General features: G+C 72.0%; 16 protein-coding genes. 8 read left to right on the forward strand and 8 right to left on the reverse strand.

Features of this window, described 5'->3' with window-relative positions:
- The first annotated feature begins 151 nt into the window (after positions 1 to 151).
- Positions 152 to 937 (forward strand): SigE family RNA polymerase sigma factor, encoded by a 786-nt coding sequence (locus tag ACFWAR_RS23290; RefSeq protein ID WP_385780334.1) that lies wholly within the window; start codon positions 152 to 154, stop codon positions 935 to 937.
- On the forward strand, positions 934 to 2028 hold the full coding sequence (locus ACFWAR_RS23295; RefSeq protein WP_385780255.1) for a hypothetical protein: 1095 nt from the start codon (positions 934 to 936) through the stop codon (positions 2026 to 2028). Before ACFWAR_RS23290 ends, ACFWAR_RS23295 begins: the two co-directional genes overlap by 4 nt.
- Here ACFWAR_RS23295 and ACFWAR_RS23300 read toward each other — a convergent pair.
- Positions 1997 to 2821, reverse strand: coding sequence for an SURF1 family protein (locus tag ACFWAR_RS23300; protein ID WP_385780258.1), 825 nt, complete (start codon positions 2819 to 2821; stop codon positions 1997 to 1999). The two genes, ACFWAR_RS23295 and ACFWAR_RS23300, sit on opposite strands and share 32 nt — an antisense overlap.
- Positions 2822 to 2874: 53 nt before the next feature.
- Positions 2875 to 4701 carry a prolyl oligopeptidase family serine peptidase gene (locus ACFWAR_RS23305; protein ID WP_385780260.1) on the reverse strand — a complete coding sequence of 609 codons (1827 nt, stop codon included), beginning with the start codon at positions 4699 to 4701 and terminating at the stop codon, positions 2875 to 2877.
- A 72-nt stretch (positions 4702 to 4773) separates the two neighbouring features.
- Between ACFWAR_RS23305 and codA the strand changes: the two genes are divergently transcribed.
- From codA to ACFWAR_RS23325, 4 genes are all read left to right on the forward strand, one after another.
- The gene (codA, locus tag ACFWAR_RS23310; RefSeq protein ID WP_385780263.1) at positions 4774 to 6108 is read left to right on the forward strand and encodes a cytosine deaminase; all 1335 of its coding nucleotides are present in this window, start codon (positions 4774 to 4776) and stop codon (positions 6106 to 6108) included.
- Between the two features lie 40 nt (positions 6109 to 6148).
- On the forward strand, positions 6149 to 6727 hold the full coding sequence (locus ACFWAR_RS23315) for an HD domain-containing protein (protein ID WP_385780265.1): 579 nt from the start codon (positions 6149 to 6151) through the stop codon (positions 6725 to 6727).
- A gap of 80 nt (positions 6728 to 6807) precedes the next feature.
- Entirely contained in the window at positions 6808 to 7326 is a 519-nt protein-coding gene (locus ACFWAR_RS23320; RefSeq protein ID WP_385780268.1) for a DUF5956 family protein, read from the forward strand.
- Positions 7327 to 7393: 67 nt separating this feature from the next.
- On the forward strand, positions 7394 to 8656 hold the full coding sequence (locus tag ACFWAR_RS23325) for an SLC13 family permease (RefSeq protein WP_385780271.1): 1263 nt from the start codon (positions 7394 to 7396) through the stop codon (positions 8654 to 8656).
- A gap of 13 nt (positions 8657 to 8669) precedes the next feature.
- Here the strand turns inward: ACFWAR_RS23325 and ACFWAR_RS23330 are convergent, their stop codons facing one another.
- The 4 genes from ACFWAR_RS23330 to ACFWAR_RS23345 all read right to left on the reverse strand — a co-directional run bounded on the left by ACFWAR_RS23330 (position 8670) and on the right by ACFWAR_RS23345 (position 12395).
- Entirely contained in the window at positions 8670 to 10304 is a 1635-nt protein-coding gene (locus tag ACFWAR_RS23330) for an FAD-dependent monooxygenase (protein WP_385780274.1), read from the reverse strand.
- 142 nt (positions 10305 to 10446) lie between these two features.
- Positions 10447 to 10857, reverse strand: a complete 411-nt coding sequence (locus ACFWAR_RS23335) for a peptidoglycan-binding protein (protein WP_385780276.1) — start codon at positions 10855 to 10857, stop codon at positions 10447 to 10449.
- 19 nt (positions 10858 to 10876) lie between these two features.
- The gene (locus tag ACFWAR_RS23340; protein ID WP_385780278.1) at positions 10877 to 11239 is read right to left on the reverse strand and encodes a peptidoglycan-binding protein; all 363 of its coding nucleotides are present in this window, start codon (positions 11237 to 11239) and stop codon (positions 10877 to 10879) included.
- A gap of 184 nt (positions 11240 to 11423) precedes the next feature.
- Entirely contained in the window at positions 11424 to 12395 is a 972-nt protein-coding gene (locus ACFWAR_RS23345; protein ID WP_385780280.1) for a hypothetical protein, read from the reverse strand.
- A 224-nt stretch (positions 12396 to 12619) separates the two neighbouring features.
- Between ACFWAR_RS23345 and ACFWAR_RS23350 the strand changes: the two genes are divergently transcribed.
- Positions 12620 to 12781, forward strand: a complete 162-nt coding sequence (locus ACFWAR_RS23350) for a hydrophobic protein (protein WP_385773101.1) — start codon at positions 12620 to 12622, stop codon at positions 12779 to 12781.
- 139 nt (positions 12782 to 12920) lie between these two features.
- Here the strand turns inward: ACFWAR_RS23350 and ACFWAR_RS23355 are convergent, their stop codons facing one another.
- Positions 12921 to 13094 (reverse strand): CsbD family protein, encoded by a 174-nt coding sequence (locus tag ACFWAR_RS23355; RefSeq protein WP_385780283.1) that lies wholly within the window; start codon positions 13092 to 13094, stop codon positions 12921 to 12923.
- A 1269-nt stretch (positions 13095 to 14363) separates the two neighbouring features.
- Between ACFWAR_RS23355 and ACFWAR_RS23360 the strand changes: the two genes are divergently transcribed.
- Positions 14364 to 15800 carry a DNA phosphorothioation-associated putative methyltransferase gene (locus tag ACFWAR_RS23360; protein ID WP_385780286.1) on the forward strand — a complete coding sequence of 479 codons (1437 nt, stop codon included), beginning with the start codon at positions 14364 to 14366 and terminating at the stop codon, positions 15798 to 15800.
- A 13-nt stretch (positions 15801 to 15813) separates the two neighbouring features.
- Here ACFWAR_RS23360 and dndA read toward each other — a convergent pair whose 3' ends face one another.
- Entirely contained in the window at positions 15814 to 16968 is a 1155-nt protein-coding gene (dndA, locus tag ACFWAR_RS23365) for a cysteine desulfurase DndA (RefSeq protein ID WP_385780289.1), read from the reverse strand.
- Between the last annotated feature and the right edge of the window lie 58 nt (positions 16969 to 17026).

The raw sequence follows: 17026 nt of genomic DNA on the forward strand, positions 1-17026 counted from the left end.
CTTTGTAGGATCGGGAGCGATCCCTTGATCAAGGTGAAGAGCGGTTACGCATGAGGGCGGGCGACACGATGCTGGTGGGGCTGCCGCACGCGTACAACCCTGACCGGGGGACGCGTGTCCAACTGGCGTGGCAGAGGCATTGCTCGACTTCGTGGCTCCACCGGTGCGCCCCGGGATCCTTCCCGTACGGCGCCGCTCGCCGCGCTCCGCTCCCGGCGGCGGCGGTCTCCCGGTGATCGTGCCCCTTCCGGCCCGGCCGCCGGCTTCCACCGCGTCGCCCGCGCCCGTGTCCGCGCCCGCAGCGCCGGTCAGGGGGGGATTCGTGCCCTCCCCGCGTGACGGCGCCGACGGTGCGCCGCCGGCCGAGCCGGTGACGTCCGCGGATCCCGTGGCGGCGGCGCCCGAGGCGGCCGTGGGCGCGGCGGCGCCCGAGGCGGCCGTCGGGACCACCGTCGACCACCTCACCGAGACCTACCAGGCGCACTACCGCTCCCTGCTGGGCCTGGCCGCGCTGCTCCTGGACGACACCGCCTCCTGCGAGGACGTGGTCCAGGAGGCGTTCATCCGGGTGCACTCCGCGCGCAGCCGGGTCCGCGAGCCCGAGAAGACGCTGGCGTACCTGCGCCAGACCGTCGTGAACCTCTCCCGCTCCGCGCTGCGCCGCCGGATCATCGGGCTCAAGCTGCTGTCGAAGCCGATGCCCGACATGGCGAGCGCCGAAGAGGGCGCGTACGAGCAGCTGGAGCGGGACGATCTGATCAGATCGATGCGCGGACTGCAGCGGCGCCAGCGCGAGGTGCTGGTGCTGCGCTACTTCGCGGACATGACGGAGGCCCAGGTCGCCGAGACCCTCGGGATATCCCTCGGCTCGGTCAAGGCGTACGGATCGCGGGGCATTGCCGCGCTGCGGGTGGCGATGGAGGCTGCGCAGTCATGAACGACCAGGTGAACCGTTTCAGCGGGACGCACGACGAGGATCCCGGTGACGTCGTGCGGGAGCACGAGCTGCGCGGGCTGCTGCACGGAGCCGTCGGGGGCCTGACGCCCTCGGACGGCGCGCTCGAGCGGCTGCGCCACGCCGTCCCGGCCCGCCGGGCCCGCAAGCGCCAGGTCGTCATCGGCGCCGCCGCGGCCGTGCTGCTGTGCGGGACCGCGGTCCCGGCCGCCCTGCACCTGACGGCGGCCGAGGGCGCGCCCGGCGAGCACTCCGCGATGGCGGGCCACGGCACCGCCGTGAACGGCGACCAGGACGGCTCCTCGGACCCGCACGCCGCGGGCGGAGGCGCGTTCGCACAGCCCCCGCAGGCCCCGGCCACCAGCCAGGGCGCCGCCGCGGGCGGCGCCACCAGTACGCCGCGGCCCGGCCCGTCGACACAGGCCGTCGCAGGCAACGGCACCGGACCGGCCGCCACGGGCGCGGCGGCCGGCGGCGGCCCGCTGCCCCCCGCCGCGGCGGGCGTGCCCGGCTGCGCCGAGGCCCAGCTCGGGGTGCGCGCCACCACCGGCGCCGCCGAGGCGGACGGCAAGGTGTACGGCAGCTTCCGCGTCACCAACGTCTCCATCAGCGGCTGTACGGTCACCGGGGCCGACACCGTCACGGCGGCCCCGGCATCGGGCGCGACCTCCGGCCAGGCCCCGGTCGCGGTCCTCGCGCACACCGCGGGCGATCCGGCGACGGGCCTGCCCGACCCGGCCACGGAGACGCCCGGCCTGGTCCTCCAACCGTCCATGGGCTACGAGGTGCGCTTCGCCTGGGTGCCCGACCCCACCTGCGCGACGGGCACCGGGGACACGGGCGGCAAGCCCGCGCAGGGCGGCACCGCGCGGGTGCAGGGCGCCCGGCCGGAGACCGACGCCGCCGCGGGCGGACAGCCGAGCGCCGGCCCGACCACCGAGAGCGGCGGGGTCGCGCTCACGCACGCCGTGCGCCCGGGCGCGTCCACCACGCGCACCACCGTCCCCACGCAGTGCGCGGGGACGGTCTACCGCACGGGCGTCATCGCCCTGGACGCGGCGCCGAAGCCGTAGCGGGGACGGCGGCGTCGTCCGCCGGGCCCGTGGCGGGGTCCGGCGGCAGCAGCCCGGCCTCCGCGTCGCGCAGGGTCTCCACCTCGCGCCGGTAGAGCCGGAACCACATGAAGAGCACGAAGGCCGAGAAGACGAACCACTCGCCGGTGTAACCGAGGTTCTGGAAGGCCTTGAGGTCGAGCCCCGTGTTCGCCGGCGCCTTGGCCGGTACCGCGATCATCCCGTCCGAGGGGGTCGGCACGGTCAGCCACGCGTCGTACAACTCGTACGGCACCAGGTTGACCAGCGAGGCCGCCCCGATCACGCCGAGCTGTCCGGCGGGCAGACCGCCCTGGGAGTGGACGCCCTTGCTGCTGGAGCTCTCCGGGGCCTGGAGCACCCCGGAGACCTGGACCCGACCGGTCGGCGCCGCCGGAGCCCTGGCCGCGTCCGCGGTGCCCGGGAGCCAACCGCGGACCACCGGGACGGCCTTGCCGCCGTCGGTGCGCAGCAGGGTCAGCACGTAGAAGCCCGACTTCCCGTCGACCTGGCGGTCCGGGACCAGCAGCTGTTCGGCGTACTGGCCGGAGACGGAGGCGAGACGTCCGGAGGTCCGGGTGTCCACCGGCAGCAGGGAGTCCAGCGGGGCGGCGACCTGGTCGGCCGGGCGCTCGGCGCCCGCCTCCCGGTGGCTGCCGACGCGGTCCTCGAAGCGGCCGAGCTGCCACGTCCCCATGAACAGACAGAAGGGGACGGCCAGCACGACGAAGACGTTGATCCCCCACCAGCGCGGGGTCAGGAGAAACCGGTGCACCCCACCACCGTACGGGGGCCGCACCGGTCGCTCCGTCCCGGGTCGGGCCGGGTTCAGGCGGAGGCGCCCTGCGGCAGGTGCTTCAGCGCGAACTCCAGCTCCATCCGGACCTGCTTGATCCGCTCCTCCACGACCAGCGAGCCGTGCCCGGCGTCGTAGCGGTAGACCTCGTGCTCGGCGCCGCGCGCCACCAACCGCTCGACGTAGTTGTCGATCTGGCGGATCGGACAGCGCGGGTCGTTCACGCCCGCCGCGATGTGCACGGGCGCCCGCACCGCGTCCACGTACGTCAGCGGGGACGAGGCGGCGAAGCGGTCCGGCACCTCCTCGGGCGTCCCGCCGAAGAGCGTCCGGTCCAGCGCCTTGAGCGGCTCCATCTCGTCCTCGTACGCCGCCACGTAGTCGGCGACGGGCACGGCGGCCAGCCCCACCGCCCACACCTCGGGCTGGGTGCCCAGCCCCAGCAGGCTCAGGTAGCCGCCCCACGAGCCGCCGGACAGCACCAGCCGCGCCGGATCGGCGAGCCCGGACTCCACCGCCCACGCGCGCACCGCGTCGATGTCCTCCAGCTCGATCAGGCCGACCCGGTGCTTGAGGGCGTCGGTCCACTCGCGGCCGTAGCCCGTCGAGCCCCGGTAGTTGACCCGGACCACCGCGAAGCCGTGGTCGAGCCAGGCCGCGGGGGTGGCCGCGAAGGCGTCGCTGTCGTGCCAGGTCGGCCCGCCGTGGATCTCGAAGACGGTCGGGAAGGGACCCTCGCCGTGCCCGGTCGGGCGCTGCGCCAGCGCGTGGATCCGCCCGCCCGGCCCCTCGACCCACACGTCCTCGACGGGCACGGAGCCCGGCGGCCGGAAGCCCGGCGGGTCCAGCACCACCGCGCCGGTGGTGGACCGGACCGAGGCCGGCTCGGCGGCCGAGGACCACTGGTACTCGACGGTGCCGTCGGGGCGGGCGGTCGCGCCCGAGACCGTACCGGGCGGGGTGTCCACCCGGACCAGCTCGCGCGTCGCGAGGTCGTAGCGCCACAGCTCGCCGCGCGCCTCGAACTCGTGCGCGATCAGCAGGGCGGTGCCGTCCGGGTACCACTCGGCGCTCACGTCGCCGGGCAGGTCGATCTCCAGGTCCTCCTGGGTGCCCGCCGCCACGTCCCAGACCATCGGCTCCCAGCGGCCGCGCCGCTGGTGGCCGACCAGCAGCCGGGCGTCCCCGGCGACCGGCGCGAAACCGAGCGCGGACAGCCCCAGCTCCTCGGTGCCGCCCGCGGTGTCGTCCAGCTCGGCGACGGTCGCCCCGTCCAGGGTGACCACGCGCAGCGAGGAGTGCATCGCGTCGCCGTGCTCGGTGTGCTCGATGACGACGAGGGTGCCGTCGCGGGAGAGGTCGCCCACGCCCGCCGACTCGTGGTGGCGGTAGATCTCCACCGGCTCCGCGCCGGGACGCACGACGTGCAGCGTCGAGCCCTCCTCGTCGGTGGACCGGCCGACCACGGCCGTGCCGTCGCGGCCGATCGCCAGGCCGCCCGGGTACGAGGGCTCCAGGCCCGGCGTCGCGGGCTCGTCCGGGCCGCCCTCGAAGGGCTGGCGCACCCAGACGCCGAACTCGTCGCCGTCGGTGTCGGAGAACCACCAGATCCAGGCGCCGTCGGGGGAGAGGGTGCCGTCGGTGGTCCCGTTCGGGCGGTCCGTGGCCTGCCGCTGGGCGCCGCTCGCGCGGTCCCAGGCGTACAGCTCGTAGGTCCCCGTCGCGTTGGAGACGAAGAGGCTGCGGTCCGGGGCGTCCTCGGCCCAATCGGGCAGCCCGACGCGCGGGGCCCGGAACCGCTTCTCCCAGTCGGGCATGGCGGGCGGGGCACTCACGTCGCTGCTCACATCGCTGGTCATGCGCCCCATTCTTGCCGCACCGGGCGCCGGGATGCCGCCGGATTGGCAGCCGTACCGCTATAACGTCACGGTATGCGGATGATCGTCCGGGGTGCCCGGCTGCACACAGGAGAGGGACGGGGCGCGGTCGCCGCCAGCCTCGTCGACGTCGAGGTGGCCGAGGACGGCCGGATCGCCCACCTCATCCCGCACGACGACGAGCGGGAGCCACCGGTGACGGGCACCCTCATCGAGGCGCACGGCGGGCTGCTCACCGCGCCCTTCGTCGAACCGCACGTCCACCTCGACACCGCGCTGACCGCAGGTGAGCCGCGCCCGAACGCCTCCGGCACCCTCTGGGAGGGCATCGCCTGCTGGAGCGAGCGCAAGCGGACGCTGACCCGCGAGGACGTCGTCGCGCGCGCCACCGAGGTGCTGCGCTGGCAGGCCGCCCAGGGCGTGCTGTACGTCCGCACGCACTGCGACGTCACCGACCCCGGCCTGATCGCGCTCGACGCCCTGGCGGAGGTCCGCGACCGGGTGCGGGACGTGCTGACCCTCCAGATCGTGGCCTTCCCGCAGGAGGGCATCGTCTCCTTCCCCGACGGCGAACGCCTGATGCGCGAGGCGGTGGTCCGCGGCGCGGACGTGATCGGCGCGATCCCGCACTACGAGGACACCCGCGAGGACGGGGTCGACTCGCTGCGCTTCGCCTTCGAACTCGCCGAACGGCACGGGCTGCGCGTGGACGCCCACTGCGACGAGATCGACGACGAGCAGTCGCGCTTCGTGGAGGTACTGGCGACCCTGGCCCTGCGCTCCGGACTGCGCGGGCGCGCGACCGCCTCGCACACGACGGCGATGGGCTCCTACAACGGCGCCTACAGCTTCAAGCTCCAGCGGCTGCTGGAGCGTTCCGGGATCAACCTGGTGAGCAACCCCTTCGCGAACCTCAACCTCCAGGGCCGCTTCGACGGCTACCCCAAGCGGCGCGGCCTCACCCAGGTCAAGGAGATGCTGGCGGCGGGGGTCAACGTGGCCTTCGGACACGACGACGTGATGGACCCGTGGAACGCCCTGGGCACCGGGAACCCGCTCCAGACCGCCCTGATGGGCCTGTACGCGGCCCAGCTGACGGGAACGGACGAGATCCCCACCGCGTTCTCCATGGTGACGGACCGCGCGGCCCGGGTGCTCGGGCTCGACGAGGACGCGTACGGCATCGCGGAGGGCGCCCCCGCCAACTTCGTGCTGCTGCCCGCGACTTCGCCCGCCGAGGCACTGCGCCGCCAGGTCCGGCCGCGCTTCGTCGTCTCGCGCGGCCGGGTCCTGGCCGAGACCCCGGTGGCGCCGACCCGGCTGAGCTGGCCGGGGGAGGATCCGGCGCCGGTGGATTTCCACCCCCGCCCGCACCCCCGCCTACAGTGACCGGCGTCAACAGACGTCATGCGGAGGGGAACCGAGCGATATGTGGACCGTAGCGGGACGATCGGCCGAGGCGGCGCGGGAGATCGCGGCGGAGTATGCCGACGAGGCGCTCCTGAACCATTCCGTGCGCTCCTACGCCTTCGGCGCGCGGTACGCCGCCGAGCGCGGCCTGGCCTATGACGAGGAGCTGTTCTACGTCGCCTCGCTCCTCCACGACCTGGGCCTGACCGCGCCCTTCGACAGCCACACCCTCCCCTTCGAGGAGGCGGGCGGCCACGTGGCCCGCGTGCTCACGGCGGGCCTCGGCTGGGCTCCGGCGCGGCGCGCCCGCGCCGAGGAGGTCATCGTGCTGCACATGCGCGAGGACGTCACGGCGGAGGAGGACGTGGAGAGCCACCTCCTGCAGGTGGGCACCAGCGCCGACGTGTCGGGCCTGCGGGTGGAGGAGTTCGACGGGTCGTTCCGCGCCGAGCTGCTGCGGGCCTATCCGCGGGCCGACTTCGGCCCCTCCTTCCTGGCCCTCTTCGAGGACCAGGCGGCCCGCAAGCCGCACTGCTCGGCCGCCGGCCTGGTCGCGAACGGCATAGCCGGGCGGATCGCGAAGAACCCCCTGGGCTGAGGCTCCCGCGGGCCGCGGACCCGCGGGTCCGGCTGTCGGGCCTCCCGGCCGCCGGGCCCCTTCGTCGGTAGCCTGCGCCCATGTCATGGGACTGGGACGAGGACGGCGCCGCGCACCCGCTGGGGGCGCGCCGGTCCGGGCGCAGCGAGCTGGAGCCGGACCGGCTGCCCGAGGTGCGCGAGTTGGAGGTGCTCGGCTGGGAGCCGGCGCCCGAGCAGGCGCTGTGGGTGTTCCTGCCGTACGTGTGGCCCGCGCCCGCCCGGACCTGGGTGGCCGACCGGGCCACGCGCTGGGCGGTGGAGACCCGGATGGACGGCCACGGCACGGTCACCGAGGTGGAGTGCGCCCCGCTGTCGGCGGCCGACCTGCACGGGATGGACGCCGAGGCCGACGCGACCCTGTCCGGCCTCGGGCTGCCGCCCCGCCCGGCGGGCCGGCTGTGGCTGGTGCGCCCGGTGGGGCCCTTCGCGGACGTGGCGGCCGTACTGGCCCACCTGTACGCGGTGGCCGGGGAGCGGGCGGTGGAGCCCGCGGCGACCCGGCCGTTCATGGAACTGGTCCGCGACGAGCTGACGGCCCTGCTCGACGCGTCGGGCTGAGGGGCCGGGGCCACCGGGGCGCGGGCCCTTCGTCGAGGCCGTGCCGCCTGCTGGGATGATCGCGGGCATGCCCTTCGACGCCTTCTCCTTCGCCATCTCGCTGGTCGCGCTGCTGGTGGTGCTGGTGTGCGCGGTGGCCCGCCCCTTCGGCCGCCCCGAGGCGTTCTTCGCCGTCCCGGCCGCCGCCGTGGTCATCGGCTGCGGGGCGATCGGGACGGACGCCGTCCGGGAGGAGGCGGAGCGCCTCGGCCCGGTCATCGGCTTCCTCGCCGCCGTCCTCGTCCTCGCCAAGCTCTGCGCCGACGAGGGCCTCTTCCACGCCTGCGGCACCTGGATGGCCCGCTGGTCGGCGGGCCGCCCCCGGCGCCTGCTCGGCGCGGTCTTCGCGCTCGCCTCGCTGATCACGGCGGCGCTGAGCCTGGATGCCACCGTCGTCCTGCTCACCCCGGTCGTCTTCGCCACCGCCGCGCGCATGGGCGCCCGGCCCGCACCCCACCTCTACGCGTGCGCGCACCTGTCGAACACCGCGTCCCTGCTGCTGCCCGTCTCCAACCTCACCAACCTGCTCGCCTTCACCGCGAGCGGCCTGAGCTTCACCCGGTTCGCCGCCTTGATGACCCTGCCGTGGCTGGTCGCGATCGGGGTCGAGTACGTCGTCTTCCGCCGGTTCTTCGCCGCCGACCTCGATGCCGAACCGACCGGGCCGGACGCCCTGGAGCCGCCCGAGCTGCCGCTCTTCGCGCTGCTGACGGTGGCGGGGACCCTGGGCGGCTTCGCGGTCGCCTCCGCGGTCGGGGCCGACCCGGCCTGGGCCGCGGCGGCGGGGGCCCTGGTGCTGGGGGTCCGGGCACTGGCCCGGCGCCGCACCACCCCGGTCGCGATCGTCCGCTCGGCGGCGCTGCCGTTCCTGGCGTTCGTCCTGGCCCTGGGCATCGTCGTCCGGGCCCTGGTGGACAACGGCCTCGGCGCGGCCCTGGCCCACGTGGTCCCGGCCGGCACCGGCCTGCCCGCGCTGCTCGGCCTGGCCGCGCTGGCCGCCGTACTGGCCAACCTGATCAACAACCTGCCGGCGGTGCTGGCCCTGGTGCCGCTGGTCGCACCCGCGGGTCCGGGCGCGGTGCTCGCCGTGCTCCTGGGCGTGAACATCGGCCCGAACCTCACCTACGCGGGCTCCCTGGCCACCCTGCTGTGGCGGCGCATCGCGCACCACCACGACCACGAGGTCCGGCTCGTCGAGTTCACCCACCTCGGCCTGCTGACCACCCCGGCCGCGCTGGCCCTGTCCACCTCGGCCCTGTGGGTGTCGCTGCGCCTGACCGGGACCGGCTGACGCGGGGCCGCGGTCAGGGCGCGAGGACCCTGGCGAGGTGGGCGAGCAGCTCCGGCGCGCTCGGCGGGGCGAGGCGCGCCGCGAGGTAGCCGTCGGGGCGGACCAGGAAGGCGGTCGGCTCCCGTACCTCGTACAGGCGGGCGAACTCGCCCCGCCCGTCCCGCAGGACGGGCACCGGCGACGCGCCCTGCGCCCCGGTGTCGGCCAGCACCGCGAAGGTCGTGACCCGCCCCGGCGCCGCGTCCCGGACGGCGGCCGCGAGGGCGCCGAAACCGTCCGCGGTGGGCCCGGGCCCGTACAGCACCAGCACGTGTTCGCGGTCGCGCAGCAGGTCGAACAGGCGCAGCGGGTACGTCGCGACCTCCCGGGTCAGCCCGCCGCAGTCGGGGGCCCGGTCCCCGCCCCGCGGCCCGGGAGCGCCCTCCGCGTCCTGCACGAGGGGGCTTCCCCGGTAGCCGACCAGGAGTTGGGCCTCGCGCAGCATCAGCGTCCGCGGGTCGCTCGGGTCCGCCTGGATCCCGTGCGCGGCGTGGCGGACCGTACGGCCGACGACCTCCTCGCCGACCGGCCGGCGCTCGGCGTCGTAGCTCGCGAGCAGGCCCGGCGCCGCCGCGCCCTCGACGGCCAGCGCCAGCTTCCAGGCCAGGTTCCAGGCGTCCTGGATACCGGTGTTCATGCCCTGCGCCCCGGTCGGCGGGTGGATGTGCGCGGCGTCCCCCGCGACGAAGACCCGGCCCTCCCCGTACCGGTCCACCAGCCGGTGGCTGATCCGGAACACGGAGGACCAGCGCAGCGCGGACGCGGTCGTGGGGTGCGGCGACATCCGGTCCAGGACGGCCTGGACGTCCGCCAGCCCCGGCCCCCGCCCGCCGCCCAGCCCGTGCGCGATCCCGTCGCCCCCCGGGGCCGCGTCCTGCGCCCCGGCCGCGCCCGGCTCCGGAGCCACCTTCATGGACACCCGGTACCGGCCGGCGCCGGGCAGCGGGACGCACACCAGCACGTCGTCGACCTCGCCCCGCGCGTCGTGGTGCATCGCGCGCACCGCGTAGCCGTACGGGAGGTCCCACCCGAGCTCCACGTCGGCGAGCATGTACTCCTCCGGGAAGGCCCCGCCCTCGAAGGACAGCCCGAGCCCCTTGCGCACGGTGCTGTGCGCGCCGTCGCACCCCACCAGGAAACGGGCGCGCACCTCCTCCTCACCGCCCGGGGTGCGCAGCAGACAGGTCACACCCTCGCCGTCCTGGGCGAAGGACACCAGCTCGGTGGACCGCTCGATGCCCGTCCCGAAGCGGTTCAGGAAGCCCTCCAGGACGCGCTCGGTCTCGTACTGCGGCAGCGCGGCGAAGCCGTACGGGAACTCGGGCGGCAGCACCATCTCCATCCGGGACTCCGCGACGCCGTTCACGTACGTCAGCTGCCCGCGCAGCGGCACGGCCAGATCGAGGGCGTCCCGCACGAGGCCCATCCGGTCCCACAGCTCCAGGGTGCGCGGCTGGACCCCCACCGCCTTCGCGTAGGGCAGCCGGGCCGGGAGCCGCTCGACGAGGCGGCACCGCACCCCGCGCCGCCGCAACTCGCAGGCGGCCGTCAGCCCGACCGGCCCGGCCCCGACCACCAGCACGTCCGTGGCACTTCCGCAGGTGTCCACCACAGCGTCTCCCGGGATCCGGCCCCCGCACGATCGGCCCCCGCCTCCCCATGGTCACCCCCCGACCCGGCCTCGGCACCCCGGCACCGACGGGCACCGGCCCGGTCAGCTCCCGACGGTCAGCTCACCGCCGGGCTGCCGGTCAGTACCAGCTGGGACTCGGGATGTACTGGTAGCAGTAGCCGCCCTTGCCTCCGTAGCCGGAGTCCAGATGCAGCAGATCCCAACCGGTGTTCGGACCGACGATGCCGTCCTGGGTCTCGCTGTACCAGGACTGGAGCAGCGTCACGGCGGCCTTGGTCCGCGGCCCCCAGGCCGCGTCCTCGGCTATGTCGGGCGTGGCGTAGTGGTACCTGTCCCGCTGTTCCTTCGCGAAGACGTTGTACAGGTGCTGGACGCACCACACCGCGTGGGCGTTGTTCGCGTACCCGTCGCCGATGTACGCGGCGTTGGGGCTGGCGTTCGCGGTGCCGAGGCCGACTCCGGTCAGGAGGGCTGCGGTGGCGGTGACCACGCCCGCCTTGGCGGCGAGGCGCTTGAGCGTTCCGTTCATGGTTCTCCCCCGTTGTGGTTCAGTGGTGGCTCGGGACGTACGGGTAGCAGCCCTTGACGTTGTACGCCTGGCTCAGCAGGGCGTCTCCGGTCGCGGGGCCGACGATGCCGTCGACGGGCAGGTGCTCCCACTGCTGGAAGGCCCTGATGGCGCCGTTGGTGTCGGATCCGAAGGAACCGTCCTCGGCGATGTGGTGGTAGTTGATCTGCGTCGTGAGGTCGTTGGTGAGCTTCTGCACGCACAACACGCCGTTGTAGGTGTTGCCCTGGCCGTAACCGATGTACGAGACGCCGGGTGCGGCCTGGGCGCTGGTCGACCAGGTGGCGGCGGTGAGGAGGGCGGCGACGACGGCCAGGCCGGTCCTGGTGGTTCGGGTGTTCATGACTGTGGGTACCTTGCTTTCCCGGCTGACGCCGGTGACGTGTGGTGTTGACCGGGGCGCGCTGGAGTGTCCCCTCCTCGCTCCGGCAGCACTGAATCTAGGCCGAAGCCGGTCGCCGGGCTGAATGCTCCGTGCGGAAGTCCTTGATGCTCGACGCACGGGATCGGCGTGATGACCGCCGGGCTCAATCGAGGGGGAAGCGTTCCAGGGCGGGCCGTACCGCGGGCACGGCGGCCCTGCCGCGCGGGTCGGACTCGTCGGAGTCGCTGTCGGCGTGGGACGGGCGTTCGGCCTGCTGCTGAAGGCGTTCCGCCCTGGTGGGGCTGGTATCGCCCTCGTACGCGCCCGTGATCGGCTCGCCCGCCCGTGGCCTGCCCTGCTTCTCGTTGGACCGCTTGATGGCGTCCTGGAGGAGATTGGGGTTCTCCAGGAGTGGGAGGCCGAGGCCCGGGGCGCTGTTGCCGGTGGCGGCCTTGAACGCGCCGCGGGCGAAGGAGACACAGTTGTGGCGGGCGAGGTTGTAGTCGTCGCCGTCGTGCTGCTCGACGTACTCCTTGAACGCGAGGACCTGCTCCCGCGTCAGAGCCGTTTCGAGCACGGAGGAGGCCCCTTGCGGTAGGTCCCAGTTCCTCTTCACGATGCTGGGCACCGTCGCCAGGACCTCGCGGCGCCCGTTGAGGGGCTTGACCGGGAAGAAGCCGTAGGACTTGTACGAGGTGGAGCCGCCGGACTCGGTGTAGAGGACGACCCAGGCGTGCCCGACGTTGTCACCGTCCCAGAACTCGGGCTCGTGCATCCGGCGCTCCTTCTTGACCTGGAGCTGGAGCCGGTAGGTGATCTTGTCGGACGGACCGTCGTCCGTGGTGCCGGTCTCGGCCCGCTGGACGGGCGTACCCGTACCCGTGCTCGCGCCGCGTGCCGCGGAGGTACGTGCGGAGGCGTTGCGGTGGCCGGCGAGGGCCGTGGCCAGGGCGCCGTTTCCCGCGGCGCCCTGGAGGGCGTGCATGTAGGGCTGAAGCGAAGTGGCGTCGACATCGGGCGAGTTGAGCAGGGCGACGGCGGAGGCGGCGTCGAGCATGCGCCGGCGGGAGCGGTCCTGCCGCGCGGGGTGGTGCGTGGGGGGCGTGGTGTCGAAATCGCGTTCGTGTCCGGGCACGCCTGCTCCCGCTCCTTCGGCCGCTCGTGGGTCACTGCCACCATCCCATCCGACGAACCGCGCGCACGCGAGGTCCTTGAGGGCAGCGGGGAGGGCAGGCGTACCCCGGCCGGGCGGACGGCAGGACCCCGCCTCTATGCCCACCTGGGCGGATAAGAAACAAATAAGATCAACCGCATGATCGGGGCGAGGTCGGGCACACGCTGTCTCGGAGGTTGATGACTATGGTTCCCCTGCTTCTCGTTCTTCTGCTCGTGCTGATCCTTTTCGGCGCGGGTTTCGCGCTCAAGATTCTCTGGTGGGTGGCCATCGCCGTCCTGGTCCTGTGGCTGGTCGGCTTCGTCGCCCGCCCCAAGGGCGGCAGCGGACGCTGGTACCGCTGGTAGCCACACCGCAAGCCACGCACCGCGTTCCGGTGGCCTGGAACCCCGATCGGGGCTCCAGGCCACCGGCATGCCCGCATGCCCCGGAGAAGCCGGAAGGGGACGGGCCCCGTGGAGCCCGCCCCCTTCTCCTGCGGGCTGGTCAGTGCTTGAAGACGTCCTTGATCTTTTCCTTGGCCTGGCGGGCATCGCCCTTGGCCTGCTCCGCGCGACCCTCGGCCGTCAGGCGTTCGTTGCCCACGAGGCGGCCGGCGGCCTCCTTGACCTTCCCCTTGGCCTGCTCGACCTTCGCCTGGGTCTTCTCGTCACCGGACACGGACATCACTCCAAGAGGCTGGGAAGCGTTACCTCTTGGCGTATGCCCCGCCACCGCCACACAAACGTCACCCAACGTGTTTGACGGCAGGCGATCCGGTAACAACAAGTAACTCAAGGCTGTTAGGACACGACGGAAGGCAGGAGCATGGCCCTCAGCACTTCACTCATCCTCGCCGCAGCCCTCGCGGTCATCGCCCTCTTGACCCTGGCGCCCAAGGTCCCCGCACGCCACAATCCCTTCCCGGGCCGACGGCGCCGAGGCCCGACCGCCCACCGCCGCACCCGGACCCCGCGGCCGGACCGACCGTAGTCACGCAGACAGGCACGCACACGAAAACAGGTCCGGGTGTTACTCGTGTGAGTAGCACCCGGACCTGGTGTTTCAGCTGTCGGGGTGGCGGGATTTGAACCCACGACCTCTTCGTCCCGAACGAGATCCACCCAAGATCCCCACCAGCCCGAACGACGTTTCCCCAGGTCAGCGCCGTGGCCTCGGACGGTCTGGGGCAGTCTCAAGAGGCCTCGGGGAGCAGACCGGCTCCCCGTTGGCCCCCAGCCACCGCCGTCGCCACGCTCGTGATCCCTCGCGATCCACCCGGATGGCGAGGGTGTCCACACCTACGCATTACGAGGGCCCGCAGGATCATCCCCGGTGGTGTTGAGCGGTGCCCCAGAATCCCGTCCCCTGGTCAGAGACGGCAGACCGTGATCACCATGATGCCGAGTCCACCCTAGTGCTACCCCGTCCGATCACGCAGCGCTCACGCATCAAACTATGCCCGCATACCAGCACTGAGCGGTCCGCACTGTCCGGCAGATGCCGCGGCCCAGGGATCGCCGCAGCGGATTCACGCTGCCGGGGCAACTACTCATTCTGGGGTCAGCAGTACACGTCTCACCCAGTGGCCATACTGCGGCGGGGTGCCAAGACGTCCGAAGCAAGGACGGCCACGACGGCTACCACGGCAAGAGCCCAGAGCGCCCGATTCTACTGACCCTGGTGCCAGGTGGCGCCGACGACTGCGGTGAGAGCAGCGATGCTGTTCGCGCCAGCAGCCGAGCCGAGGGTGCGAAGCGTCTCCGCTGCCGAGATAGTCACGTCCAGCTTCTCGGACGGCGACTGGGCCTCCCATGCCTGCTAGTCAGGCAAGTTCACCGGCTGCAATGAGGGACGCGCTGGAAACCTCAGCTTCCGGAAACCTCTTCGCCCGTACCGTCGCCCTGCCTATGCTGCGACCCGCACCTTTCCTCGACTGACGAGGCCGACATGCAGAAGTCATGGAACAGCGACCGCCGCCGCACCGCGATCGGTCGCCCCTGCCTCTCCGTACCGGCGCGCCAGGCTCTGGCCGACCGCCAGTTCAACGCGGACCGCACGATCCTTGATTACGGCTGCGGCCGAGGAGGCGACGTCGGGTCCCTCCAGCGCCTCGATTACAAGATCACCGGCTGGGACCCCTATTACAGCTCGAGCGCGCCGGTGGCCCCCTCCGACGTCGTCCTCCTCACCTACGTCCTGAACATCATCGAGGACACCGTCGAGCGTCGGCAGACGCTCAAGGAGGCATGGAGGCTCGCCAACTCCGTACTCATCGTCTCGGCTCGCCTCACCTGGGAGCGGTCCAAAGTCCGCGGCCAAGAGTACGGCGACGGCCTCCTCACCAGCCGGCAGACGTTCCAGCACCTCTTCAGCCCGGACGAGCTCCGGATCTACGTCGAGGAGATCACAGGAACACGCTGCATATCAGCGACCCCCGGCATCGTGTACGCCTTTAAGGACGACTCAGCCCGACTGGGCTACCTCGCACACCGCATTGTCCCCGACGCCGAGTGGCTCGCTTCAGCCGATACCACTTCCGCTATCGCCTCGCTGGTCGACTACGTCGAACGGCGTGGCCGCCCGCCCCGTGTCGACGAGATGCCCCGGTCGATGGCCGAACAGCTCGCCCACCTGAAACCCGGCGAACTCAAGCGCCTCATACGCGACTCCGCCGACGCCGAGAAGGTCTCCGAGGGCGCCAAGCGCACGACGCTGAACACTCTGCTATTCCTCGCCGTCGAGCTCTTCAACGGCCGAGGTCCGTTTAGCAGCCTCCCCGTCGGCGTCCAGCTCGACGTCCGTTCGTTCTTCACCTCGTACAAGGAAGCCTGCCAGCGCTCCGACCGTCTGCTCCTCAAGCTCAGGGACGACACCTATATCCGGGGCGCCATGAACGCATCCAGTGTCGGCAAGATCACCCCGACTGCGCTGTACGTGCACCGCCGGGCGATCGACCGGATGCCGACAGTCCTGCGCCTGTACGAGCATTGCGCCTCCGTCGCAGCCGGCCGCCCTCAGGAATGGACCATCGCCAAGCTGGAGCACCAGGGGCGAGCCATCAGCTGGCTCGACTGCCCGGAATTCGACAAGGACCCACACCCGCGGATCACGACCTCGTACCTCGTAGATCTCAAGACCCTCGAGACCTCGCATATGTCCTACGCGAACTCCGCCAACCGTCCTCTGCTCCACCGCAAGCACGAATTCCTGGCGCCCGACGACCCGGACGTGCCGCGTTACCGCCGTCTGACCGAGTCCGAGCTACGCGCCGGCCTCTACGAGAATCCTCACCTGATCGGCACCGAGAATGGCTGGGAGACCGAGCTGATCAAGTGCGGTCGCATGCTTCGGGGACACCGGCTGGTCCGGCGCCCCGAAGATTGAGCAGTTCAAACCGTCAGGGGGCATCCGGTTGCATGTACGCGATCGTCTCCGCCAGGCCGTCCGGGTCGAAGTCCGAGACTTGCCCGGGGAACCACGAGAAACGGAGGCCATTGGTGGCCACCTCCTCCGGGAGGCCCATTGCGGTCAGCACGTGGCTCGGCGTGTAGGAGGCACTGGTGCATGCGGAACCGGTCGCCACCGCCACCTGGTCCTTGATCCGTACGATCAGGGCCTCGGCGTTGAGCCCGTCGAAGGTCACATTGAGGATGTGCGGGACCGCGTGGCCGGCATCGCCGTTGATCTGAAAGCGGGTCTTTCCGAGCGCGGCGAGCAGCCGCTCCCGCATCTCCTTCGCGTCCCGCTCCCAACGCGACCAGTTCTCCTGGAAGACCTTGGCTGCTTCGTACAGCCCCATGATCAGCGGTACTGGGAGCGTCCCGGGGCGCAGCTTTCGTTCCTGCCCGCCGCCGAACATGATCGGTTCCAACGGCACCTTGTCCCAGCCTCGACGCCGGGTCACCAGGGCGCCGATCCCCTTGGGTGCACCGATCTTGTGGCCGCTGATGCTGATCAAATCGATGGGTGCCTTCAGGTCCTCGGGAACCTTCGCGTACCCCTGCGCGGCATCGACGTGGAGATAAGTCGGGGTCTTCTGGAGCTTCTCCGCCAGCTCGGCCACGGGCTGGATGACGCCCGTCTCATTGTTCACGTGCATTAGTGAGACGAGCAGGGTGTCCGGCCTCAGTTTCTCCAGCACGGCCTCCGTGGAGATCCGCCCCGAGGGGCCGGGCTCCAGGAAATCAACCTCGAACCCCTGCTTCTCCTGCAGATGCAGCAGGGGCTCGATGACCGCCTTGTGCTCGATGGCGGAGGTGATGATGTGCTTCCGACCGTGCTTTTCACCGTACGGAGCCATGCCGAGCAGCGCGATGTTGTTGGACTCCGTTGCTCCACTGGTGAAGATGACCTCTTCGGCCCTCACACCGACTGTGCTAGCAAGGAACGCCCTGGCCTCCTGGACCGCCTTCTTTGCCCGGGCTCCGTACTCATGGGTGCGACTGCCGGCGTTACCGAAGTCGTCGGTCATCCAGTGGAGCACCACGTTAGCCACCCGCGGCTCCACACGGGTCGTCGCCGCCACATCCAGATACGCCACCACAGCGCTCACCCATCTCAGAGCAATCATCCCGTTACCAGTACGTCAAGTCGTTAACGTACACGCATGC

It is taken from the genome of Streptomyces sp. NPDC059917 (assembly GCF_042730635.1).
Lineage (GTDB): Bacteria > Actinomycetota > Actinomycetes > Streptomycetales > Streptomycetaceae > Streptomyces.